Here is a 21,996-nt window from a genome sequence, read left to right on the forward strand (position 1 = left end):
TCTGGCGCGACGCCCTCACCAGCCTGGGCATCACACACAAACGCACCCGCCCCTACCGGCCCCAGACCAACGGCAAAGTCGAACGCTTCCACCGCGCCCTGGCCGACGAATGGGCCTACAACCGGCCCTACACCTCCGAGACCGAACGCCGCCAAGCGTTCGACCCCTGGCTCCACGCCTACAATCACCACCGAGCACACACCGCACTCGGCGGCCACCCACCCGCCAGCCGCGTACCTAACCTCTCAGGTCAGTACATCTAGGGCTTGTCCTGGAACGGCGGCAGGCGGGCAGGCTTCCACCGCAACCACCCACCACCGCAGGCCGCGATCTTGGCCTGCCCGGAGCTGGAGCGCCCCCGCCGGAGGCATGCCCTGAGGCCGGCCCCGTACCCGGCTCCGGTTGCGCTGATGAGCTGAACTCCGTGAGCAGAGCAGTGCGCCCCAATAGCGGCCCTGACTTCATCCGCGCCAGCCGACCGGCGTTTGGCGGGTCGGGCACGAGCCCGAGCGGGAATGCCCGGCCCGTGCCGCGTCGGCGGCGCGTGCGGCCTGTCAGGGCCGCTTTAAGTATGTGAAGAAAGTTCTGACAGGTCGCATTGGCTAGCGGCTGCTTGGCATACCAACAGAGGTGGCCAACTCTGCGAATTCGGGAAGTTCGACTATCTCGATGCCTTGCTGTTGGAGGAGCTCGACACCTTGACAGTCAGCGACGAATATGTCGGGTTCTCGCCACGCGATTACAACCCGCGATATGCCGGATGCCACGATGAGTTCTGTGCAGGTTCTTGGGCGTGATTGCCGGAACGAGCAGGGTTCCAAGGTGCTGTAGATGGTTGCTCCGCGGAGGCAGGTCTGTCCGACTCTCGTTAGAGCAGACTCCTCCGCGTGCATATGTGGGTCAATGTCTCGCGAGTATCCGCTGGCGATCTCGGTGCAGTGCCGGCCCACGATGATTGCGCCAACGGAATAGGCCGTTGATGACGGCGGGCACTTCTTGGCGAGTTCGATCGCTTTCATGAGCCATTGACGGTCGACGTCGGTTGCCTCTGACGGGTTCATGAGATGGCGTCTTCGAAGGACTGTTTAGGCAGGTAACGAATCAAGATGACGTCACCTATGTTCTGAACCTCGGCGATCTTCATTCGATGGGCCGTTCCGCCAGGGAATATTCCATTCCCGACGAATCGGGGTGCTTTCGAATCGCCAACGAAGATCGGTGCGATTGCCAAGTGGATCTCATCAGCTAGGCCTTCGGTGAGGAACTGGGTATGGATGGTGCTGCCACCCTCGACCATGAGGCGGCGTACACCTCGTGATCCCAGATCGTCGAGCATCGTGGGCAGGTCGAGATCGGGGCCGGTTCCTGTTACCTCGGCGAGATCCTCCAAGGCCTTTTCGACCTTCGACACAGTAGAGTCGGGGCAGTAGACGACCTTGTCGCCGCCGTGGTGCCAGAACTTGAGGTTTGGGCTCAAGTCCCCAGTCCCAGTGACTGTGACCTTTAGCGGGTAAGCCGGAAGCCCTCGAGCCACTCGCCGAGCACGGCGCTCTTCGGAGTTGACCAAGAGGCGCGGGTTGTCTTTACGCATCGTGGTCGCACCGATGAGGATCGCGTCGCTCTCTGCCCGGGCCTCGTCGACGCGGTCGAAGTCAGCAGCGTTGGACAACAGCAGTCGCTCGGGTGTCGTGTCGTCGATGTAGCCATCGACGGACATGGCACAGCTCAGGAGCACGTACGGGCGTTGTGACATAGCCTAAAATCCTTTGTTTGATGGGTAAATTCATGCTTGATGGGCGATGAATCCGTCGAAGCCTTCGCGGAACTCAGCGACGGCGGGCACCGACTGCCATCGCTCCAATTGTCCATCGAGTTTGGTCAGGTCCGTGATGATCCGGGCTGATCCGGTGGCCTGGGCGATGCCGAGAGCCTGCAAGCCAATTGAAGCCGCTTGCTCTGGGTCGCGGGCGCCCGCGTATGCAAGCGATTCGCGTGCGAGGTGGACGCCCCGGTCACGGTGATACATGGCCGGAAGGTTCTCGATCGCCCTGCGGAATCCCTCTGCCGCTTCGGTGTACTTGCCGAGCGTGAAGAGGCCTCGTGCGCGATGGACGCTGATGTAGGCGTCATCCATCCACGAGCCCCAGGAGAATGCCGGGTCCATGTCCCGATTGGAGATGAGGTCGTGTGCGAGATCGAGCATCTGGTCAGCGTTCCGGCTGTCGCCAGTCAGGGCGTAGCCGTAGGCGCCGTTGGTTGCTGCGATGGCCCCGAGGCGGGTGTCGGGACGAGCTTGCCTTGCAGCCGCGGTCGCCAAGTCGATCGCGGTCAGCCCATCACGCATGTCGCCCGCGAGCTGGCTCTTGCGCGCGAGGATGAAGGTCGTGAGGTCAGAGACCCCTGCGACATACGACCATTCCAGCGCTCTGTCCGTCCAGAACTGCGCGGAACGGAAGTCTCCGGCGTCCTGGTAGAGCCACCCGCACAGTTCGGCGTACTGCGTCTGGATGTAGAGCAGTTCGCTGGCATCGGAGCCCTTGTAACTGAGGCGAAGCTGGTGAATAACGTTGATCTGGCTCTCGACGGTGGGGATGGTCCGGATGGTCCGGAGAGGCCCGAACAGGTTGTCGTTGGTGATGAGAGCGCGGCGTAGCTGGCGGAAATGCTCGGCTGGCTTGAGGTCTACAGCCGCGAAGGCCTGCGGCGAGCTGAGAACCCCAGCCTGTGCAGGGTGTGATGGGCTGGCTACTGATGCCATAGTGCCCAGGCCCAGGCCGCTGAGGAACGTACGGCGAGGCAGAGTCACGAAGATGATTCCTCCGTCCTGTTTGCGGCAGGGGATCGTAACCCCCGCCTCGTCTGACTCTGCGGGGTACTGAGGTGTTGGGGCCACAACCTGACGCGTGTTGGCCACATGGTCAGGCTGATTGGCCACATGGTGTGAGTCACGAACTCCATTCGGATTGGAATCGATGCGTTCCCAAAGGCGGAGAAGAGCTCCGCTGGTGTTGAGCTCGCGATCTACTGCCTCGGCGAGTTCATGCGACGGCTTTCGCTCTCCGCGTTCAATTCGGGCCACATAACTGGGGTTATAGCGGATTGATTCACCCACCGTGGCGAGCGAGAGACCTCGACGATCACGACAGGCACGCAGCTCAGAGCCCCACAGTTGTAATGGAGAACGATCAGGCGTTAGCTCTCTCCTCGGCTGCCCCATACCGCCTCCATGAGGTCAATGTGGTTATCCGCCTGGGCCACTCAGAAAGTATCGCCGAATTCGGATGGACACGCCAACCTCGAGACATGGGAGTTCGCACCGCAGGGGTGCGGCCCTCGATTGGAGATGAGCTCTATGAAGCTCTTCGTCGACGTCACCGGCAAGTCATTCATGGTGACGAAGGTCATCTGAAGTCGAAGGATTCGGTGCAGAAGATCGAAGTTCGTCCACAACGAGATCACCGATCAGTCCGGAGAGTTGCTGCCACGCTCTCCCGTTGATCATCCCACCTGTCGGGGCCGGCGCCCACGCATCATCCAGCCTGGTCCCGGCACCGGGGCCAGCAGTCGATCGGAGAGACTGCATGAACACCAACACCACGACTCGGTACATGTACATCCTGACCGTGGCCGATGAGTGCGTAGGTAAGGCCACCGCAACCGGCACTGTCGATGCAGGGCCAGGTGCCAGTCGCGCAGACATTTTCACGCACCTGATTAACAACAGCATCAAGGGCGAACTCTGCTACACCAACTTTGCCGTGCTGTATTTCAGTCTGGAACGCGACGCCCTTTAGGCGTCTGCTCTCTCACGAGCCACATCTTGACCTCGCTCACACGAACGGGACCGTATCGGCTGCCACGCGTCACGGTCCCGCCTTCAACCCCCGCCCTCGGCACGAGGAGGAGAGTCATGTCCAAGCGTACCTTCGGCACGCGCAACAACAAGCACGGCTTCGGCCATCGCGGTAGCTCCGTCACGGTGATCCAGAACAACGTGCAGTACAGCTACCTGCGCACCGCGAAGATCACCTTCTATGTCGTGCTGGCCGTTGTCGGCCTGTTCGCCGCAGTGATCTCCACCTACTACCTGCCGCCGCTCGCCGCGGTCCCGGTCGGCCTGGTGGCCGACACCCTCGTCGGTGGCCCGGTCGCCTGCGTCATCGCCGCCTGGCCCGTCCTACGCGCCATCTGGTGGTGGCTGCCGGAAATCACCCTCGTCCTGCTACTGCTTGGCGGCTGGGTGTACCTGCAAGACCGGACCGACCCGATTATCACGGGTGTGGCCTACGGGAGCGTCATCGCCGCTGTTGGGCTCTCCCCCGTGCTCCGCCGCCTGGCGGTGGCCCTGATCTGGTGCCTGATCGTCCGGCACCGCCTGCGTACCTGCTTCAACTCGTTCCTGCCCACCGACCGACACGGCCACTTGCCGTTCATCGGGTGGGCCAAGCCCATCCCGGTCGGCGAACGCGTGTGGGTCTGGCTCCGTCCCGGCCGGTCCCTGGAGCAGATCGAAATCCAGCTCGGCAGAATCGCCGTTGCCTGCCGGGCCGCCTCGGTCACAGTGACCAAGGCCCGCACATCCAACTCCGCCGCCATCTACCTGGACATCAAACGCCGTGATGTCCTCGGCGGCCTGGTCGGCTCGCCCCTCACCGACGACCTGCCGACCGACGTCCCGGCACTACCTCGGCCGGTCAGCGCTGTCCCGGCTCAACTTGATCTGGCTGACGTGCCGGAAACCGACGACACCGAACCCACCGAGCGTCCGGCCAAGAACAACGGCCGACCCCCGGCCGTCAACGGCCCCTTCGCCAAGACGGCTACCGCCAACCCTGACCTCGACCGGATCTGACGCGTCGTCAGCTACCGGGAGGACATCTGACTCTGGTCCTCCCGGCGGCACCTCTCACTTCGTCCTGAACACGTAAGAGGTGACGCTGCCATGCATGCGGCTCTTCCCGCTCTCCCGTACACGATCCCGGTGGCGCCGTCGATGTCCATGTTCGACCCGGTGTTCATCGGGATCAACGAATTCGGCAACCCGGTCTATCTCGACCTGGTGTATCACAACCTGCTCGACGCCGGTGAGCCCGGCGGCGGCAAGTCCGTCCTGATCCAAAACCTCGTCGGACACGCCTTCCTGTGCCACGACTTCACCCCGGTCCTCCTGGACCCCAAGTGGGTCGAACTGGGGATGTGGATGGAAGCCGCCGAAGCCAAAAGCGGCGTCTTCATCGGCCCTGACATCGACAAGGGCCTACGTGTCCTGCGACGCCTGCAGAAGGTGATGGACCGGCGCTACGCCTGGCTGGTGGCACATGGCCGCCGCAAGTTTCTGCCGAGCGACCTGATCAAAGTCATCGGCATCTTCATCGACGAACTCGCCTACTACACCGCCACCACCGGCACCCCCGAACAGCAAAAGGAGTTCGTCGCCCTGGTCCGCGACCTGGTCGCGCGCGGCCGTGCCTGCGCCATGCCAGTCATCGCCGCCACACAACGCCCCAGCGTGGACATCATCCCCACGTCATTGCGCGACCTGTTCGGCTACCGGGCAGCCTTCCGCTGCACCACCCCGAACAGCTCGGACATCATCCTGGGCCACGGCTGGGCCTCCGCCGGATTCAACGCCCAAACCATCAGCCCCCAAGCCCCCGGCGTCTTCTACCTCATCGCCGAAGGCGGCATCCCCCACTTGGTCAAAGCCGCCTACCTCACCGACGAGCAGATCCACCAGCTCGTCGACTACGTCACCTGGACTCACCGCAACGGCCAGCGGGACTCAGTCCCCCTCGCCGCCTGAACGGAGACCCACCATGACCCACGATCACCACGCGGTCCCGGCACTGGTCGACGTGCCGTGGCCCGACTTTCCCTCCGCCGACGTGCACGGCGAGGCCGTCGCCCTGTGTTGCCCCGACTGCGGCAACAACGAGCTCGTCGCCGTCTACATCCCTACCGACCAGGGATCGAAACGCGCCCTGGAATGCAGCAACTGCCGGGAGGTGTACCCCGATGTCCGCTGACCTCAACCCCGACGTTGCCTGGCTGGAAAGCCCGCACATCATCGAGCACACCCGCTGGTACGACGAACTCAGCCGCCCCTACACCTGGTCCCTGCCCATGTTCTGGCTCAAAGGCGACACCAGCGAGGCAATGGCGATGACCGTCCCGGCCTCCGCCTACGATGACCCCGAGTGGAGGCCCCTGTGATCCACAAGGCCTACCACCCCAACGGCAGCCCCGACCTCCGCAACTGGACGGTCCAATGCGACAACGGCTGCCCCAACACCATCCCCGTCCTCAACGCAACACCTTCCGGCTGGTTCATCGGCAGACGCGAAAACTCCCACTGCTACTGCCCCGCCTGCGCCGACATGCTCGCCATGTGCCTGATCTCCTGGGCGCTGGTCTGCCCGGTCTGCGGCTCTCCGCAGCTCACCCTCGGCACCGACATCTACGGCACCGTTGAGTTCGTCCTGTGCGACGGAGAGTGCCGTTCCACCTACTTGGCCGCCGACGGCTGGCTCTGCGCCTGCTGCGGCGACCCCATCGCCCTGCCCGACGGCACTGACTGAACACGCACGCGAGGGCCGGACCTCTCGCCAAAGATCTCCGGCCCCCGCCTCACCAAATTCCACTCCGCCTAGTGAAGAGGAGCAGAACCCACCATGCACACTAGCGGCACGTCGGCTACCCGGATACCGCAGCTCGACCAGCTCAACGCCCCCCCGGTACTCGTGTCGTCTTCTACGACCCCACCGGCAGTCAGTACGGACTGCCCACCTACCCCTGGAAGTGGGCCCCCAAGAACTTGAAGACCCGACGCCAGCTCGCCGCCCTCGGCCTGCGCCCCGGCGGCCAAGCCCCCGTCGCCCAGATCCTGTGGCGCAAAGGCGGCCGCGTCGCTTACCTCTACGACATCGCTCTCGCGCTGCCCAAGCGCAAGCCCACCGCCAAGCAGCTTGATGCCCTAGCCAAAGCCCTGCGCGCGCGTCGCACCAAGCGGAGCGCATCATGAGCCGCTCGATCGAAAACACCGACTACGGCGCTTTCCTCAAGCGGATCATCCGCGCTTACAGCAAGCGCATCGCCGATGGCGACATCGAAGCCCTCGCCGACCTGTCTGGCGTCGTTGCCGAACTCGACCATGCCATCGCTCAAGCCGTCACCAAGCTCCGTGCAGAGTACGGCTACTCCTGGGCCGACATCGCCCGCCCCCTCGGCATCACCCGCCAGGCCGCGCAACAGCGCTGGGGCGGTGACACCTGATGATCGGCCCCCGTATCCCCCAACTCGACCACGTCATCCGCACCAAGCGCGTCTACCTGGAGCACTACGACCCTGACGGTATCCGCCACGGAGGACTCCCCACCTACCCCTACCGGTGGGCTCCCCCAGGTCTGCTCACCGTACGGCAGCTGCGCGCCAAGCAGCTGCGCCCCGGCGGCCAGGACATCGCCGCACAGATCATCTGGCGGAAAGGCCGGCGCGTGGCCTACCTCTACCGCGAAGACCTCGCCAAGCCCAAGCGCACCGCCACCCCGGCACAGCTGGCCGCCATCGCCAAAGCCTTACGCGCCCGGCGCATCTGCTCCACCTGCCACACAGAAAAGCCCTACTACATCGCCCGCTCCCTGGGCGAATGCAACGACTGCGCCCGAAGGTGGGTCTACACATGCAGCTGAATCCGCCACGCCCATCGCGCAGTGAACAGACCGAGTCACGCGTCCAGCTCGTCATCCTGCTCCTGGTCGGCCTGATGGCCGGAGCCGCCTCCTTCACCCACGTTCATGACTGGACCATGGCCAACAGCCCGCAAGGAACCGGCGAATGGTTCGGCTGGGCCAACGCCGTCATCTCCGAACTCACTCCTACCGCCTCGGCCCTGGAGGTTCGACGCCGCAAGCGCACCGGCCAATCTACCGTCTACCCGATGCTCGTCCTGATCGCCTCCGCCGTTCCGTCCATCGCGGCACAGATTGCGGTCGCCAATCCCCACCCGACTGGCTGGCTGATCGCGGCCATCCCCGCACTGGCCTTCCTCGCCCTCACCAAGCTGGTGCTCTCACGTATCGCCACCACCGAACCGGCGACACCCCAAGAGGTCATCGCACCCGAACCTGACCCGGAAACCACGCCTCAACCTGCGGTAACGACCCCCGGTCACGAGGACCAGGAGCACACGCACACCGACCACCGCACCATCCAGGAGCGGCCCCCGGCCCTACCGGTCCTGCAGCTGCCCACTCTCGCCCTGGAAGGACACCACTAGCCCATGCCCACCCAGCTCGACATCACTTCGGCGCTGGCTCTCACCCCCGGGACTGCTTCTCCGGCCCCGGGCGTGGGGGCGAACACCGAAACCCACCTGTCCAGCCCGTTCGCGTACGAACCCCGCCAGCACATCCGCACCGCCATGGAACGCGCCGCACGCCCCCACTATGCCGCCTGGCTCCACCACGTCGAATCTGCCGCCGCCTGCACGAACCCGATCCGCCTGCACGGCAACCTCGCCACCGTCGACACCCGCACCGGCGAGATCCTCGCCAACCGGCACACCTCCGCCCTACCGGACGGCGTCATCTACAAAGCCTGCGGCAACCGCCGCCACACCGTCTGCCCCGCCTGCGCCACCACCTACCAACACGACGCCTACCACCTCGTGCGCGCCGGACTCGTCGGCGGCAAGACCATCCCCGACACTGTCCGTACCCACCCGGCCGTCTTCGCCACCCTCACCGCCCCCTCCTTCGGCCCCGTCCACTCCCGCGACGTGCGCCACTGCACCTGCCGCGACAAGGCCCGCTGCACCTGCCGCCCGGTCCCCTGCCACGCCCGCCGCGACGCCACCACCTGTCCGCACGGAACCCCGCTGGTCTGCTGGCAACGTCACACCGCCGGTGACGAGCAGCTCGGCCGGCCCCTGTGCGCCGACTGCTACGACCACGCCCACAACGTGGTCTGGAACCATCACGCCGGAGAGCTCTGGCGCCGCACCAAACAACACGCCGAACGCCACCTCAACCAGCTCGCTCGACACCGCGGCCTACCCAAAGTCCGCCTCTCTCACGGCAAGGCCGCCGAATACCAAGCACGCGGCGCCGTCCACTTCCACATCCTGCTCCGCCTCGACGGCATCGACCCTGACAACCCCGACGCCATCACCGCACCCCCCGACGGCATCACCGCCGACGACGTCATCGCCGCTGTCACCCTGGCTGCCACCGCCATCGCCTACACCACCGACCCCCACCCCGCTCACCTCGACGGCTGGACCATCGCCTGGGGCGAGCAACACGAGATCCGGCCCATCACCCTGTCGGCCTCCGGCGATGCCCTCGACGACCAGGCCGTCGCGGCCTACCTGGCCAAGTACTCCACCAAGGGCACCGAAGCCACCGGCCACACCTCCCGGCGGCTCACCCCCGACACCATTGACTTGTACGCCAACCATCAAGGCACCCACCCCGAACGCCTCATCGCCGCCGCCTGGACCCTTGGCCACGCACCCGGATGGACCGGTTTGCGCAGGTGGGCCCACATGCTCGGCTTTGGCGGACACTTCCTCACCAAAGCCCGCCGCTACTCGATCACGTTCGGCTCCATTCGCGAAGAACGAGCCGCCTACAAGCGCGCACGAGCCCTCAACGGCCACGATCCAATGGCAGAGGGACGCCCCGAAACAACGCCATTTCAGCGTCAATCAGACCTTGACACCAAAATCGAGGAAACCACCCTCGTCATCGGATTCCTCACCTACGCAGGTACCGGCTGGCACACCACCGGTGACCAGCTCCTCGCCAACACGGCAGCGGCCCAAGCCCGCGAACGCACCCGAGCAGGACGCGAAGAGCTCGCCCACCACGCCTGGGAACAGAGCTCGTCCACACCGCTCGCAGCCTGACCCATCCTCAGTACGCGAACGGAGTCCAAGCATGACAAGCCCCCGCACAATATCCAGCCAGCCAGCGGCCGTACCGCTGCTGTACAAACCCGAGGAGGCCGCAGTTCAGCTCCGGATCAGTCGCACCAAGGTGTATGCCTTGCTCCGCTCTGGACAGATCCGATCTGTGAAGATCGACGGGTCTCGCCGCATCCCGGTGGCCGCACTCGTCGAGTACATCGAGGGTCTTGAGAGGGCGGCGGCATGAGCGACTTCTCCGTCTACTTCGACGCGAGCAAGAACGCGTGGATCGCTGCGGTCTCGCTTGGTTTCGACGGCGCCGGCCGCCGCGTCCGCCGCAAGGTGTCGGTAGTGCTGCCCCGCAAGTGGCAGGATCGCCCGGTCGACGAACAGCGCCAGCAGGCGGCCAAACTGCTCGGTCCGAAGGTCAAAAGGCTCCGAGAGGAGGCCGACAAGGGCATCAAGACCCAGGCCAACTACCGTGTGAGTGACGCCGTCGAAGACTTCCTCATTCACGGTCTCAAAGGCCGCAGCATCGGCACCATCACCCACGCTCGATCGATGGCCGAGAACCAGATCAAACCGAAGATCGGCAACTATCGGCTCAAGGATCTCCGCGCCGAACACGTCGACCTCTGGCTTGACGAACTCGCCGAAAGTCTTGCCACCAAGACGATCGTCCAGATCCACGGACTGCTGACCCGCGCGATCCGCATGGCCGAGAAGCGTGAACTCGTCGGCCGCAACGTCTCGGCCCTGTGCGAGACCCCGTCAGGGCAAGAGGGACGGCCAAGCAGGTCCCTCACGCTGGACCAGGCCGTCGCGGTCCTCAGAGCTTGCGAGGGCGAGAAGTTCGGCGCGTACGTCATCACGTCGCTCCTGACCGGTATCCGGCCTGAGGAGGCCCGCAAGCTCCTCTGGAGCGCCGTCGACCTCAGTGGCCGGCCGAACGCAGACCCGGCAGTTCCACCGTCGGTCTCGGTCCTCCGCGCCGATCGCGTCGGCGGCGACACCAAGACCAAGAAGTCGCGACGAGCACTCGCCCTTCCCGCTCTCGTGGTCGACGAACTCAAACGACACCGGACGCGCCAGGGCGCGCAACGGCTGGCCGCCGGTGAGGCATGGCAGGACCAGGGTCTTGTCTTCACTCGCGACGACGGAACCCGGCTCAACCCCATGCGCGTGCTGCGCGGCCTACGAGTGATCACGAAGAAGGCGGGCATCGGGAACCGCTGGAAGGTGCGGGAGCTCCGGCACTCCTTCGTCTCGATCCTGAGCGACGGGGACGTGTCCGTGGAACGCATCGCCGATCTCGTCGGCCACTCGACGCCCACCACCACGCAAACCGTCTACCGGCACCAGATCAGACCGGTCATCGTCCACGGAGCCGAAACCATGGACGCAGTCTTCGGGACTGGCGAGTCAACCGGATAGTGGCTCCCCTACTGGCTCCCGGAACCACTCAGGCCCCCTAACCTGTCACCAGGTAGAGGGCCTGAATCGTATGTTCCTTGGCTGAGCCAAGCTCCCGCGATAGGACTCGAACCTATAACCTGCCGGTTAACAGCCGGCTGCTCTGCCGATTGAGCTACACGGGATCGGACTTTCGCGCTTCCCGGCCGGGGCTTGGGGCCCTTCCGTTCGGCGCAGGAATAGATTAGCGCACATCTGGAGTGCGTGTCGCATCGTGAGCGGGGTAGGCCCGGAGACAGCGGAGGTGGAAAATGCGATATCGGATGATGTTCGCTGTCGGATTGGCCGTTGGCTACGTGCTCGGCACCAGAGCGGGGCGGGAACGCTACGAGCAGATCAAGCGCGCGGCCCGGCGTGTCGCCGACAGTCCGAGGGTTCAGGAGGCGGCCGGGCTGATGGGGGCCCAGGTCTCCAAGGTGGCCGGCGTGGCGCGGGCGAAGGTCGGCGACAAGGTGCCGTTCCTGGGGAAGGGCCGCGAGGCCGACCATCTGGACACCGGGACGGGCTGGCCCGAGTCCGAGAAGCCGGAGTCCAAGACGCAGGCCGACGACAGCGGCGTGCCGTACTAGACGCACGAGGGGGCCCGGGGGGGACAGCCGGGCTCCCTTCAGACGCCCATGCTGCGCCTGATGCCCTCCAGCGCCTGCTCGGCGTGGGCACGCAGCCCGGGGTCGTCCGGGTCGAGACCCTCGTCGAAGTGCAGCTTCCAGGTGAAGTCGTTCGAGCCGGGCGCCCTGCGGGCCACCAGGCGCACCCCTCCCCTGCTGGGCAGCGGCACGTACTTGTTGACGACGATCGTGGAGTTGACCCGTTCGCGTACGGCCTCGGGCAGCCGGTTCGGTTCGGTGACGGGCGCCGACAGGCGGCGGCCGTCGGACGTGGTCAGGTTGAGCCCTTCGTCGTCCCATGCCGCCCGCTCGACCTGCTCCCACGGCACCCGTTCGCCGTCGGGCAGGAACAGCGCCAGGTCGGTGGCGACCACGTAGCCCTCGCCGGACCGGGCGAAGGTCAGCACGCGCTCCCCGCTCGTGGTGGCCAGGTTCTTGCGCACGTCGGACGGCAGGCGGCGGAAGATGCTCATGAGGCCAAGGTATCGGCGAGCAGATCCAGGGTGAGCGCCGCACTCCAGGAGAAGTCCCTGCACCCCCTGCCGCTGCCGTCGAAGGGGTCGAAGCACTCGCGGAAGCCCGCCTGCCGTACCAGCCGGAGGGTGCCGGTGGTGAGCAGTTGGGCCAGGTGGGGCAGGTCGTGGAGGATGGCGGCGCGGCGCAGCAACCAGTTGGTGTTGACCCAGGACGGGCCGCGCCAGTAGCGGGTCCGGTCGAACTGGTGCGCGCGGATCTCGCAGCTCGGCACGGGGTAGCCGGCGGCGCCCATGAAGCGGGCCGACTCCAGGATCTCGACCAGCGCGGTGACGGTGTCGCGGGGCAGTTCGGGGTCGAGGAGGGGGCCGAAGGCGCCGATGGTGGTGACCGGGATGAGGCGGTTCGCGCGCAGGTCACGGGCGTAGAAGCAGCCGTTCCAGAGGCGCTCGGCGAGGGCCGTCCTGATCCTGGCGGCCTGGTCGGCGTGGGGCGCGGGGTCGCGGCCCGCGACGGTGGCCAACTCGGCCAGGGCGTGGCAGGAGGCCAGCCAGACGCCGTTGAACATCGGGTCCTCGACGGCGAACGGGTGGTCGTCGCGCAGGTACTCGTGGCGGTAGCCCGCGTCGCGGTAGCGGAGGGCGAGCCAGACGTAGCGGTCGTGGTCGCTGTCGGGGTGGCGCTCGTCCAGGCTGGGGGTGCGGTAGCCGTACCTGATCTCGGGGAGGGCGGCCAGCGGCTCGTCCCAGGTGGGGCTGTCGTCCATGCCGGACTCCCACGGGTGGACGATCGCGGCCAGCCCGCCGCCGCCGAGGTCGCGGGCGGTGGCCAGGTAGGCGTGCTGGGCGGCGAGCGCGGGGAAGACGCGCCTGACGTAGGCCGTGTCGGCGGTGTGCCGCCACACCCACCAGACGGCCAGCGCGTGCAGCGGCGGGGTGGTCAGGCCCGAGGTGAGGATGCCGGAGGGGGCGTCGGGGTGCTCGGAGGAGCGCCAGACGGAAGGCCCGGGAAAGTACGCCTCGGGGGTGTGGAAGACGATGTGCGGGATCATTCCCGTCGCCCACTGGCCCTTCAGCAGGCCGTCCAGCTCGGCCGTCGCGCGCTCGGGCCGGTGCCTGGCCAGCCCGATCGCGACGAAGGCGGAGTCCCAGCTCCACTGGTGCGGGTAAAGGCCAGGGGCAGGCACGGTGGCCGACCCCATCCAGTTCGCCTCGAGCACGTGCAACGCCTCGCGCCCGAGCGCGGCGTCATCGACCGCCGGCCGCGCCTCCATCTGCCCACTATGCGCCGGTCTGTCCTAGCTGAACAGGGTCTCCCCCCAGAACCCGCCCGGCCGGACGCCCGGCGGGCACACCCACAGGCCCGAGCCGACGTGCTGGATGTACTCGTTGAGCTGGTCCGTCCTGGCCAGCGACCGCTGGATCGGGATGAACCCGCGCTCGGGGTCACGCTGGTAGGCGATGAAGAACAGGCCGGCGTCGAGGCGGCCGAGCCCGTCGCTGCCGTCGGTGAAGGAGTAGCCGCGGCGCAGGATCCTGACACCGCCGAGCGAGGCGGGGTTGGCCAGTCTCACGTGCGAGTCGGCGGGCAGCAGGGACAGGTCGACGGGGTCGTGCTCCCGGGTACGGCCGTAGGCGGCGCCCTCGCCCTTCGTGCGGCCGAAGATGTCCTCCTGCTCCTTGAGCGAGGTGCGGTCCCAGGTCTCGATGTGCATCCTGATCCGCCGCGCCACCAGGTAGGAGCCGCCCACCAGCGCCTGCGGCCCCTCCGAGCCGATCCAGACGTGCTGGTCGAGCAGCTTGGCGTCGGAGCCGGGGATGTTGTTGGTGCCGTCCTTGAAGCCCATCAGGTTGCGCGGGGTCTGCTCCTCGGGCGTGGTCGAGGAGGTCTTGCCGAAGCCGAGCTGCGACCAGCGCACGCCGGCCGTGCCGAACCCGAGCCGCACCAGGTTCCGTACGGCGTGCACCGCCACCTGCGGGTCGTCGGCGCACGCCTGGACGCACAGGTCGCCGTCGCTGCGGGCCGGGTCGAGCTTGTCGCCGGGGAAGCGCGGCAGCGGCTTCAGCGCGGCGGGCCGTTCCAGGCCGAGCTTGTCGAAGAACGACGCGCCGAAGCCGATGGTGAGCGTGAGCCTGGAGGCGGGCAGGCCGAGCGCCTCGCCGGTGTCGTCGGGCGGGGCGAGCGGCACGCCGAGCGCCCCCTTGCCGACCTCGCGCCCGGCCGTCATCTGCTCGGCCGCCGCGGTCCACTGCCTGAGCATGGCCACGACCTTGTCGCGTTCGGTGGTGGTGAGGTCGAACGCGGCGAAGTGCAGGCGGTCCTGGACAGGGGTGGCGATGCCCGCCTGGTGGGCGCCGTGGAAGGGGATGGGGGCGTGACCCGCGGCGGCGGCGGGGGCGGGCGTGGCCTGCTGGGCCAGGCCGTAGACGGCGCCTCCCGTCACGCCCGCGCCGGCCACGAGCCCGGCGCCGGTCAGCAGCCTGCGTCGCGTCACCATGGCTCAGCCCGCCACGGCGGCCGCGAGGCCGGACAGGGGCTCGGCGAGGGCGTTGACCGCGTCGGCCAGCTCCTTGACCTGCTCCTTCGACAGCTCGGTGTAGGAGACGAAGCCGTCGCCCTTCCGGTAGGCGGCCAGAAGCTTGTCGAGGTCGGCGAACCGGGTGTCGAGCGTGGTGACCAGGGCGGGGTTGCGTTCCATCAGGATGGGCGTGAGCAGCTCGTAGACCTTCTTGGCGCCGTCGACGTTGGCGTCGAAGTCCCACAGGTCGGTGTGGGAGAAGGCCTCCTCCTCGCCGGTGACCTTGCCGGTGGCGACCTCGTCGAGCAGTTCCTTGGCGCCGCTGGCCATGGAGGCGGGGGTGATCTCCGCCTCGGGCAGCCGCTTCTTGAGGTCGTCGAGGTCGGCCAGCAGCTGGTCGGCGTACTTCTTCTCCTTGTCGAGGCTGTCGGGCTGCTTCCACAGCGCCTTCTCCAGGCGGTGCCAGCCCGTCCACTTTTGACCCTGTTCGAGGTCGGCCTCGCGCAGGTCGACCTTGGGGTCGATGTCGCCGAACGCCTCGGCCACCGGCTCGATGCTCTCCCAGCCGACCCGGCTGGGCGCGTAGAGCGCCTTGGCCCGCTTGACGTCGCCCTTCCTGACCGCCGCGGCGAGCTCCTCGGTCTTGGCGATCGTGTCGTCGACCTGGGCGGTGATGTAGGCGCGGTAGTCGGTGACCGCCCTGGTCGCGCGCGGGTCGGCGGCGGCCTTCAGCTCGCCGGTGACGGTGAAGGGCGCCTTGATGCCGTCGCCCTTGTGGCCGGGCTTGCAGGCGAGCTCGTAGCTGCCGCCGCCGATCTCCACGACGAGGTCGGCGGTGGTGCCGGGCTGGATGTTGTTGCGCTCGCTCACCACGGTCCTGTCGGCGCGGTAGACGTAGACCGCGGTGAACTGGCCGCCGTCGTTCTTGATCGCGAACTTGACAACGCCGGCCTTGAGGACGGTCTTGCCGACGACGCAGGTGGTGTCGGTGGCGGTGACGGGCACGTTCTCCTGGACCGCCCCGGTCGGGGCGGGCCGCGGAGCCGAGGCGGCGCTGCCGCTGCCGCTGGCGCTGCCGCCGTCGGCGCCGTCGTCGGCGGCGGTGCCGCAGGCGGCGAGCGTGACGGCGAGTACTCCACACAGGGCTAGGGAACGCATGGTCGACTCCTTGAGCGCGTTAGGTCGTCCTAACTTAGCTTTCCCTAACCTAAACCGCCTACGTGGGGTCCGTCACCTACCGCGTCTTGGCCCAACGGGAGACGAACATCACGGCCACCGCGATGCCGCCGATGATCAGCGCCCACTTCAGGAGCGTGAGAGCGAAGCCCAGGATCGGGCCGACGAGCATGAGGCCGACGATGACCAGGGCGATGATGAGCAGGATGCGTGCCATGGGAGCAACGCTAGGCCGCCGGAGCCCGACATGGACCGGTTCGGCAGTCGAATCAGGGACAAGTCAGGGAGACCCCTCAGGGTCAGGAACCCCCCTGGACACGACCGTCGTTGACCCGGTAAATGGGTGCGGGGTCCTCACTTCGACGGGGGAACGTTGATGCAACCGACCGGGCCGCCGATGAGCCGGGAAGGCGCCGACCACGCGCTGCGACAGCGCGGCGAAGAACGTGACCGCATCTCGGGCGATCTGCTCGACCTGGAGTCCCACACCACCTTCCAGCTGCTCAAGAGCACCGCCTTACGCGGCCGGACGCTGACCGTGTGGACCGCGGCCCAGCAGGCCGTGACCACGCTCTGGGCGTTATATGACGCCTATCGCGGGGTGCTGCGGCAGGCCGAGGAGGTCAGGGCCCGCCGCGCCCGCCCCGGGCCCGCCGAACTGGAGGAGCTGACCGCCCTGCTCGCCGGTCCCTCCGTACGGCCGGCGCCGGAGAACCTGCCGGTCGAGCGGAGGTCGTTACGCCCTCCCCCGACCCAGGGCCTCACCCTCGACGAGACCGTCGCCCGGATGGACGAGGCGTTCCGCGCGACCGCCGACGCGCTGCGCGAGATCGACGCGGCGTGGACCGCGTTCCTGCCGCCGCTGGAGTCGGCGGCCACCCGCCTCGGCGAGATCACCCGCCTGACCGCCGAACTCGGCGAGCCGCCCCTCGCGCCAGGGCACGAAGAAGAACTCGCCCGCCTGCGCTCCACCGCCGCCGCCGACCCGCTCGGCCTCTCCCCCGCCGACCTCGACCGGCTCGGCGCCACGCTCGACTCCCGCCTCGCCGAACTCTCCCGCGCCGACGCCCTCCGGCAGTCGTACGGCCCGCGGCATGCCACCCTGATCCAGCTGGTCGAGCAGGTCAGGACCGCGGAGGCGGAGGCGCGCAGGACCCACGCCGCGGTGTCGGTCAAGATCCTCCTTCCTCCCTCGACCAGGCCCAGGACCGTCGCCGACCGCCTCGCCGCCGACGCCGCCGCCCTTCCCGGGGCGGACGCGCCCGCCGGCGGCTGGGTGGAGCGCGCCAGGCGCCTGTCCGGCGTGGAGCGCGCGGCCCGCGAGGCGCTGACACGGGCGCGGACGACCACGGCGGCGCTGCTGGGGCTGATGGCCCGCAGGGACGAGTTACGCGGGCGCCTGCTGGCCGTCCAGTCCAAGGCCGTCCGCGTCGGGCTGGCCGAGGACCCCGAGACCGCCCGCCGTTTCACGCGGGCCCGCGAGCTGCTGTGGACCGCCCCGTGCGATCTCAACCAGGCGGCGGAGGCCGTGGAGAACTACCAGGACGCGATCCAGGGAGGGCGCCGATGACCAGGTGCGGGCAGCCAGGCTGCACGGGCACGATCCAGGAGGGCTTCTGCGACGTGTGCGGGCATCCCGAGAGCCCGCCGGCGACCGTCTCGGGCGATGCCACCGCGCCGTCGGGCGGCGGGCCGTCGGGCAGCGTGCCGTCGATCAGCGGGCCCTCGGGCAGCAGGCCGTCGGGCAGCAGGTCGAGCTCTGCCAGGCGATCGGCGGGCGTGCTGGGTCACGGCCTGGTGGACGTGCCGCCAACGCCGTACCGGGATCCGGCCGAGGCCGTCATGGACAACCCCGAGGTGCCGGAGGACAAGCGGTACTGCTCGGCGTGCGGCAGGCCGGTGGGGCGCAGCCGCGAGGGAGTGGCGGGCCGTACCGAGGGGTTCTGCCCGCACGACGGCACGCCCTACAGCTTCACCCCCAAGCTGGCGCCGGGCGCGCTGGTGGCGGGCCAGTACCGCGTGCTGGGCTGCCTGGCGCACGGCGGGCTGGGCTGGATCTACCTGGCCGCCGACGAGAACCTCGACGGCCGGTGGGTGGTGCTGAAGGGCCTGCTGAACGCCGCCGACGCCGAGGCGCTCGCGGCGGCCGAGGCGGAGCGCAGGTTCCTGACGACGGTCGACCACCCCAACATCGTCAAGATCTTCAACTTCCAGCGGCACGAGGGCGCCGGCTACATCGTCATGGAGTACGTCGGCGGGCCCTCCCTGCAGGAACTGCTCAAGCAGCGGCTGCGCCAGGGCGAGGCGCTGCCGGCGCGCCAGACGATCCCCTACGCGCTGGAGATCCTCAGGGCCTTCGAGTACCTGCACGACAACGACCTCGTCTACTGCGACCTGAAACCCGCCAACGTCATCCAGGTGGGACAGCAGCTCAAGGTCATCGACCTGGGCGCCGTCCAGCGCGTCGGCGCGCGCACCGGCAGCTCGTACGTCACGGCCGGCTACCACGCCCCCGAGATCGCCACGTCCGGGCCGTCGATCACCGCCGACCTGTACACGGTGGCGCGCACGCTGGCCGTGCTGAGCCATCCCTTCAGCCCCGCGAAGGACAACGTGGAGGTGCCGCTGCCGGGGCTGGAGGCGTGGGGGAACGAGTCCTTCCACCGCTTCCTCGTCCGGGCGACCCACCCCGAACCCGGCCGGCGCTTCCCCGACGCCGCCGAGATGGCCGAGCAGCTCACCGGGGTGCTGAGAGAGATCCGGGCGGCGGAGGACGGCGTGCCGTACCCGAGCCAGTCGGCGGTCTTCGGGCCCGAGCGGGTCGCGGAGGGAGTGACAGGGGTCTTCGAGCCGCTGGATCCCAAGGCGGCGGTGGCGGCGCTGCCGGTGCCGCTGGCCGACCCCGCCGATCCGGCGGCGGGCCTGCTGCCGGGGCTGCTCGCGCGCGACCCGCGCGAGCTGCTCAGCCGGGTCTCGGCGCTGCCCGCCACCACCGAGACGCTGCTGACCAAGGCCAGAGTGGTGGCCGAGCACGATCTGTCCGACGACTTCCTCGACGAGGCGGCGCGGACCCTCGGCGACGACTGGCGGGTGACCTGGTACCAGGCGGTGCGCGCGCTCGCGTCGGGCAAGCCGGACCTCCAGCTGTTCGACCGCTGCTTCGGCCTGCTGCCCGGCGAGCCCGCCGTGAAGCTGGCCCTGGGGTTCGCGCACGAGCAGGCGGGCGACCACCGGGCCGCCGCCCGCTGGTACGGCACGGTGTGGCGCACCGACCGCGGCTACGTGAGCGCCGCCTTCGGCCTGGCCAGGGCCGAGCTCGCGGACGGGAACGGCAAGGCCGCCGCGGCGGCGCTCGACCAGGTGCCCGCCTCGTCGAGCCAGTACGTGGCCGCGCAGAGCGCGCTGGTCACGATCGCCGCCCGGCGCCCTGCCGCCCAGCTCGCCCCCGCCGAGCTGATCGCCGCCGGCGAGCGCCTCGACCGGCTCACCCAGCTGGAGGGGCGGCGCCGCGGCGAGCTGGCGGCCGAGCTGCTCGAGGCCGCGCTCACCTGGGTGACGGCCGCCGCCCCGCCGCCCTCCCACACCACCACGCTGCTCGGCGCGCCCCTCACCCAGAGCGGCGTGCGGCGCAGGCTGGAGGGCGTCTACCGGGAGCTGGCCAGAGCCGCCCCGACCAGGCGGGAACGGTACGAGCTGGTCGACCGTGCCAACGCGGTCCGTCCGAGGACCTGGCTGTGAGCTGCCCGGCGTGCGGCGCCCCCGTGCTCCCCGACCACGCCTTCTGCGAGCAGTGCGGCTCCCCGCTCGGCCCCGCCCCCTCCTGTACGGCATGCGGCGGCGAGATCGCCGACGGCTACTGCCTCCAGTGCGGCCTGCGCGCACCGGCCGCGACCGACCACGTCGAACTCGTCCTCGACTCGGGGGCGGCGGGCGCCAGCGACAAGGGTCTACGGCACAGCCGCAACCAGGACGCGATGGCGCTGGGCGAGGCCGAACGGCACGTCATCGCCGTGGTCTGCGACGGGGTGTCCCAGTCGCCGCGCCCCGAGACCGCCTCGACGCTGGCCGCGCAGACCGGGGTCGCCGTCCTGGCCGAGGAGCTCAAGGCGGGTTCGAGCCAGGAGGCGGCCACCAGGGCGGCGTGCGCGCGGGCCGCCCGCGCCGTCGCCGCGCTCGGCACCTCCGCCGACGACGCGCCCGCCTGCACCTACGTGTCGGCGGTGGCCGGCCCCGACCTGGTCACCGTCGGCTGGGTCGGCGACAGCCGCGCCTACTGGCTGCCGGACGAGGGCGCCGCCGTCCTGCTGACCGACGACGACGTCGCCTCGGCGGGCGTGCTGACGGCGTGGCTGGGCGCCGACGCCAGGAACGCCGGGTGCCGGGCGCTCGGCTTCGTGCCCGACTCCCCCGGCCTGCTCATGATGTGCACCGACGGGCTGTGGGGTTACCTCGACGATCCCGTCTCCTTCCGCGCCGCCGTACCGATCGACGGGGCGCGCGCGCTCGTGCACCACGCGCTGGCCTCGGGCGGGCGCGACAACGTCACCGTCGTTCTGATACCGGTCAGGAGAGCCTGTTGAGCGAGTTCACGCTGCACGTCGACCAGAACAAGTACCTGCCGATCGGCGGCAGGGAGGTGCACGCCGTCCTCACCGTGACGGGCGCGGCGGCGGCTCCCACGCCCGCCCAGGCCGCCGAGGTGATCATCATCGACACCTCGGGGTCGATGAGCGGCGGCAAGATCAGAGAGGCGCGGCAGGCGGCGAAGGCCGCCGTCGACACGCTGCGCGACGGGGTGGAGTTCGCGGTGATCGCGGGAGACACCTCGGCCCGCATGGTCTATCCCCGCGGCCGCAAGCTCGCCACGGCGAACTTCAGCACGCGGGGCAACGCCAAGAGCGCCATCGACGCCCTGGACGCCGACGGCGGCACCTCGATCGGGCAGTGGCTACGCCTGGCCGCCGACCTGCTGGAGAGCAGGCCCGGCGCGATCAGGCACGCGCTGCTGATGACCGACGGGCAGAACAACGAGGGCGACGCGGCGTTCGCCGGTGCGCTGAAGCACTGCGAGGGCAGGTTCGTCTGCGACAGCCTCGGCGTGGGCGCCGACTGGGTGCCCGCCGAGCTGCGCAAGGTCTCCGAGGCGCTGCTGGGCACCTTCGACTTCGTGCGCGATCAGCGCGACCTGGCGGCCTTCTTCACCAGGATCACCGAGGCGTCGATGGGCAAGACGGTCGCCGAGCTGGCGCTGCGCGTGTGGATCCCCAAGGACGCCACGCTGAAGTACGTCAAGCAGGTCTCGCCCTCGCTGCTCGACCTGACCGGGAAGGCGGCCGCGGTCAACCCGCTGACCGGCGACTACCCGACCGGCTCGTGGGGCGAGGACGAACGGGAGTACCACCTGTGCGTGGAGGTGCCGCCGTCCGCGCCGGGACAGGAGATCAGGGCGGCGTGGGTCAAGCTGGTCCGCCCCGACACCGGCGACGTGCTGGCCAGCGGCAACGTCCTGGCGCACTGGACGGACGACCTGGCCGCCTCGACCCGGATCAATCCGAAGGTGGCGCACTACACGGGCCAGGCGGAGCTGCACGAGCTGATCCAGGAGGGGCTGAGCGCCCGGGCGGCGGGCGACACGGCGACCGCGACGGCCCGGCTGGCGAAGGCGCGGCAGCTGGCCGGCTCCTCGGGGCGGGAGGACACCGCCAGGCTACTGGACAAGATGGTGGAGGTCGACCCCGGCACCGGGACGGCCCGGCTGCGCAGCCGGGTGGACAAGGCCGACGAGATCGAGCTCGACACGGGGTCGACGCGGACCAGCCAGCTTCGGCAGGAGGGCTGAG

General features: G+C 68.7%; 27 protein-coding genes and 1 tRNA gene. 19 read left to right on the forward strand and 9 right to left on the reverse strand.

Annotated features, from left to right (window positions below; translation table 11 throughout):
- Nucleotides 1-263: integrase core domain-containing protein (locus ACWEVS_RS10850; protein WP_452551059.1), on the forward strand; the 263-nt coding region annotated here is incomplete at its 5' end.
- A gap of 339 nt (nt 264-602) precedes the next feature.
- Here the strand turns inward: ACWEVS_RS10850 and ACWEVS_RS10855 are convergent.
- From ACWEVS_RS10855 to ACWEVS_RS10865, 3 genes are read right to left on the reverse strand one after another with little or no spacing between them, the layout of a single operon-like run.
- On the reverse strand, nt 603-1,061 hold the full coding sequence (locus tag ACWEVS_RS10855; protein ID WP_452551061.1) for a deaminase: 459 nt from the start codon (nt 1,059-1,061) through the stop codon (nt 603-605).
- Nucleotides 1,058-1,753 (reverse strand): RibD family protein, encoded by a 696-nt coding sequence (locus ACWEVS_RS10860; protein WP_452551063.1) that lies wholly within the window; start codon nt 1,751-1,753, stop codon nt 1,058-1,060. Before ACWEVS_RS10860 ends, ACWEVS_RS10855 begins: the two co-directional genes overlap by 4 nt.
- A gap of 30 nt (nt 1,754-1,783) precedes the next feature.
- Entirely contained in the window at nt 1,784-3,217 is a 1,434-nt protein-coding gene (locus ACWEVS_RS10865; protein WP_452551065.1) for a helix-turn-helix domain-containing protein, read from the reverse strand.
- A gap of 364 nt (nt 3,218-3,581) precedes the next feature.
- Here ACWEVS_RS10865 and ACWEVS_RS10870 point away from each other — a divergent pair, with 364 nt between their 5' ends.
- The 13 genes from ACWEVS_RS10870 to ACWEVS_RS10930 all read left to right on the forward strand — a co-directional run bounded on the left by ACWEVS_RS10870 (nt 3,582) and on the right by ACWEVS_RS10930 (nt 11,341).
- Entirely contained in the window at nt 3,582-3,794 is a 213-nt protein-coding gene (locus ACWEVS_RS10870; RefSeq protein WP_452551067.1) for a hypothetical protein, read from the forward strand.
- 116 nt (nt 3,795-3,910) lie between these two features.
- Nucleotides 3,911-4,852 (forward strand): hypothetical protein, encoded by a 942-nt coding sequence (locus ACWEVS_RS10875; protein ID WP_452551069.1) that lies wholly within the window; start codon nt 3,911-3,913, stop codon nt 4,850-4,852.
- A 90-nt stretch (nt 4,853-4,942) separates the two neighbouring features.
- Entirely contained in the window at nt 4,943-5,803 is an 861-nt protein-coding gene (locus tag ACWEVS_RS10880; protein WP_452551071.1) for an FtsK/SpoIIIE domain-containing protein, read from the forward strand.
- A gap of 13 nt (nt 5,804-5,816) precedes the next feature.
- Nucleotides 5,817-6,026, forward strand: coding sequence for a hypothetical protein (locus ACWEVS_RS10885; protein ID WP_452551073.1), 210 nt, complete (start codon nt 5,817-5,819; stop codon nt 6,024-6,026).
- Nucleotides 6,016-6,213 (forward strand): hypothetical protein, encoded by a 198-nt coding sequence (locus ACWEVS_RS10890; RefSeq protein WP_452551075.1) that lies wholly within the window; start codon nt 6,016-6,018, stop codon nt 6,211-6,213. Before ACWEVS_RS10885 ends, ACWEVS_RS10890 begins: the two co-directional genes overlap by 11 nt.
- The gene (locus ACWEVS_RS10895) at nt 6,198-6,578 is read left to right on the forward strand and encodes a hypothetical protein (RefSeq protein ID WP_452551077.1); all 381 of its coding nucleotides are present in this window, start codon (nt 6,198-6,200) and stop codon (nt 6,576-6,578) included. Before ACWEVS_RS10890 ends, ACWEVS_RS10895 begins: the two co-directional genes overlap by 16 nt.
- Nucleotides 6,579-6,778: 200 nt before the next feature.
- Complete coding sequence (locus ACWEVS_RS10900; protein WP_452551341.1) at nt 6,779-7,021, forward strand: RRQRL motif-containing zinc-binding protein; 243 nt, start codon at nt 6,779-6,781, stop codon at nt 7,019-7,021.
- Nucleotides 7,018-7,272, forward strand: a complete 255-nt coding sequence (locus ACWEVS_RS10905; RefSeq protein ID WP_452551079.1) for a hypothetical protein — start codon at nt 7,018-7,020, stop codon at nt 7,270-7,272. Before ACWEVS_RS10900 ends, ACWEVS_RS10905 begins: the two co-directional genes overlap by 4 nt.
- Complete coding sequence (locus ACWEVS_RS10910) at nt 7,272-7,688, forward strand: RRQRL motif-containing zinc-binding protein (RefSeq protein WP_452551081.1); 417 nt, start codon at nt 7,272-7,274, stop codon at nt 7,686-7,688. Before ACWEVS_RS10905 ends, ACWEVS_RS10910 begins: the two co-directional genes overlap by 1 nt.
- Nucleotides 7,646-8,275, forward strand: a complete 630-nt coding sequence (locus ACWEVS_RS10915; RefSeq protein WP_452551082.1) for a hypothetical protein — start codon at nt 7,646-7,648, stop codon at nt 8,273-8,275. The genes ACWEVS_RS10910 and ACWEVS_RS10915 overlap by 43 nt, the downstream gene beginning before the upstream one ends.
- Nucleotides 8,276-8,278: 3 nt before the next feature.
- On the forward strand, nt 8,279-9,907 hold the full coding sequence (locus ACWEVS_RS10920) for a replication initiator (protein ID WP_452551084.1): 1,629 nt from the start codon (nt 8,279-8,281) through the stop codon (nt 9,905-9,907).
- 31 nt (nt 9,908-9,938) lie between these two features.
- On the forward strand, nt 9,939-10,154 hold the full coding sequence (locus ACWEVS_RS10925) for a helix-turn-helix domain-containing protein (RefSeq protein WP_452551085.1): 216 nt from the start codon (nt 9,939-9,941) through the stop codon (nt 10,152-10,154).
- Nucleotides 10,151-11,341, forward strand: coding sequence for a tyrosine-type recombinase/integrase (locus ACWEVS_RS10930; protein WP_452551087.1), 1,191 nt, complete (start codon nt 10,151-10,153; stop codon nt 11,339-11,341). The genes ACWEVS_RS10925 and ACWEVS_RS10930 overlap by 4 nt, the downstream gene beginning before the upstream one ends.
- A gap of 91 nt (nt 11,342-11,432) precedes the next feature.
- Here the strand turns inward: ACWEVS_RS10930 and ACWEVS_RS10935 are convergent.
- A tRNA-Asn gene (locus ACWEVS_RS10935) sits at nt 11,433-11,505 on the reverse strand.
- A 126-nt stretch (nt 11,506-11,631) separates the two neighbouring features.
- Between ACWEVS_RS10935 and ACWEVS_RS10940 the strand changes: the two genes are divergently transcribed.
- The gene (locus ACWEVS_RS10940) at nt 11,632-11,949 is read left to right on the forward strand and encodes a YtxH domain-containing protein (RefSeq protein ID WP_449916573.1); all 318 of its coding nucleotides are present in this window, start codon (nt 11,632-11,634) and stop codon (nt 11,947-11,949) included.
- A 38-nt stretch (nt 11,950-11,987) separates the two neighbouring features.
- On the opposite strand, the gene ACWEVS_RS10945 is transcribed toward ACWEVS_RS10940, so the two are convergent.
- The 5 genes from ACWEVS_RS10945 to ACWEVS_RS10965 form a co-directional block, all read right to left on the reverse strand.
- Nucleotides 11,988-12,461: a hypothetical protein gene (locus ACWEVS_RS10945; protein ID WP_354906518.1), complete on the reverse strand. Its 474-nt coding sequence runs from the start codon at nt 12,459-12,461 to the stop codon at nt 11,988-11,990.
- Entirely contained in the window at nt 12,458-13,735 is a 1,278-nt protein-coding gene (locus ACWEVS_RS10950; protein WP_449916576.1) for an amylo-alpha-1,6-glucosidase, read from the reverse strand. Before ACWEVS_RS10950 ends, ACWEVS_RS10945 begins: the two co-directional genes overlap by 4 nt.
- A 24-nt stretch (nt 13,736-13,759) precedes the next feature.
- Nucleotides 13,760-14,959: an iron uptake transporter deferrochelatase/peroxidase subunit gene (gene efeB, locus ACWEVS_RS10955; protein WP_354906520.1), complete on the reverse strand. Its 1,200-nt coding sequence runs from the start codon at nt 14,957-14,959 to the stop codon at nt 13,760-13,762.
- A 3-nt stretch (nt 14,960-14,962) separates the two neighbouring features.
- Nucleotides 14,963-16,138, reverse strand: a complete 1,176-nt coding sequence (efeO, locus tag ACWEVS_RS10960) for an iron uptake system protein EfeO (RefSeq protein ID WP_452412788.1) — start codon at nt 16,136-16,138, stop codon at nt 14,963-14,965.
- 76 nt (nt 16,139-16,214) lie between these two features.
- Entirely contained in the window at nt 16,215-16,373 is a 159-nt protein-coding gene (locus tag ACWEVS_RS10965) for a hypothetical protein (protein WP_354906522.1), read from the reverse strand.
- A gap of 180 nt (nt 16,374-16,553) precedes the next feature.
- Here ACWEVS_RS10965 and ACWEVS_RS10970 point away from each other — a divergent pair, with 180 nt between their 5' ends.
- Genes ACWEVS_RS10970 through ACWEVS_RS10985 form a run of 4 tightly spaced genes read left to right on the forward strand, consistent with a single transcriptional unit; the run spans nt 16,554 to nt 21,995 of the window.
- Nucleotides 16,554-17,726, forward strand: a complete 1,173-nt coding sequence (locus ACWEVS_RS10970) for a hypothetical protein (protein WP_452551088.1) — start codon at nt 16,554-16,556, stop codon at nt 17,724-17,726.
- Nucleotides 17,723-19,894, forward strand: coding sequence for a tetratricopeptide repeat protein (locus ACWEVS_RS10975; protein ID WP_452551090.1), 2,172 nt, complete (start codon nt 17,723-17,725; stop codon nt 19,892-19,894). Before ACWEVS_RS10970 ends, ACWEVS_RS10975 begins: the two co-directional genes overlap by 4 nt.
- Nucleotides 19,891-20,736: a PP2C family serine/threonine-protein phosphatase gene (locus ACWEVS_RS10980; RefSeq protein ID WP_449916588.1), complete on the forward strand. Its 846-nt coding sequence runs from the start codon at nt 19,891-19,893 to the stop codon at nt 20,734-20,736. The genes ACWEVS_RS10975 and ACWEVS_RS10980 overlap by 4 nt, the downstream gene beginning before the upstream one ends.
- The gene (locus tag ACWEVS_RS10985) at nt 20,733-21,995 is read left to right on the forward strand and encodes a vWA domain-containing protein (protein WP_449916589.1); all 1,263 of its coding nucleotides are present in this window, start codon (nt 20,733-20,735) and stop codon (nt 21,993-21,995) included. Before ACWEVS_RS10980 ends, ACWEVS_RS10985 begins: the two co-directional genes overlap by 4 nt.
- Nucleotide 21,996 lies beyond the last annotated feature (1 nt).

This window comes from Nonomuraea sp. NPDC003754 (assembly GCF_053605785.1).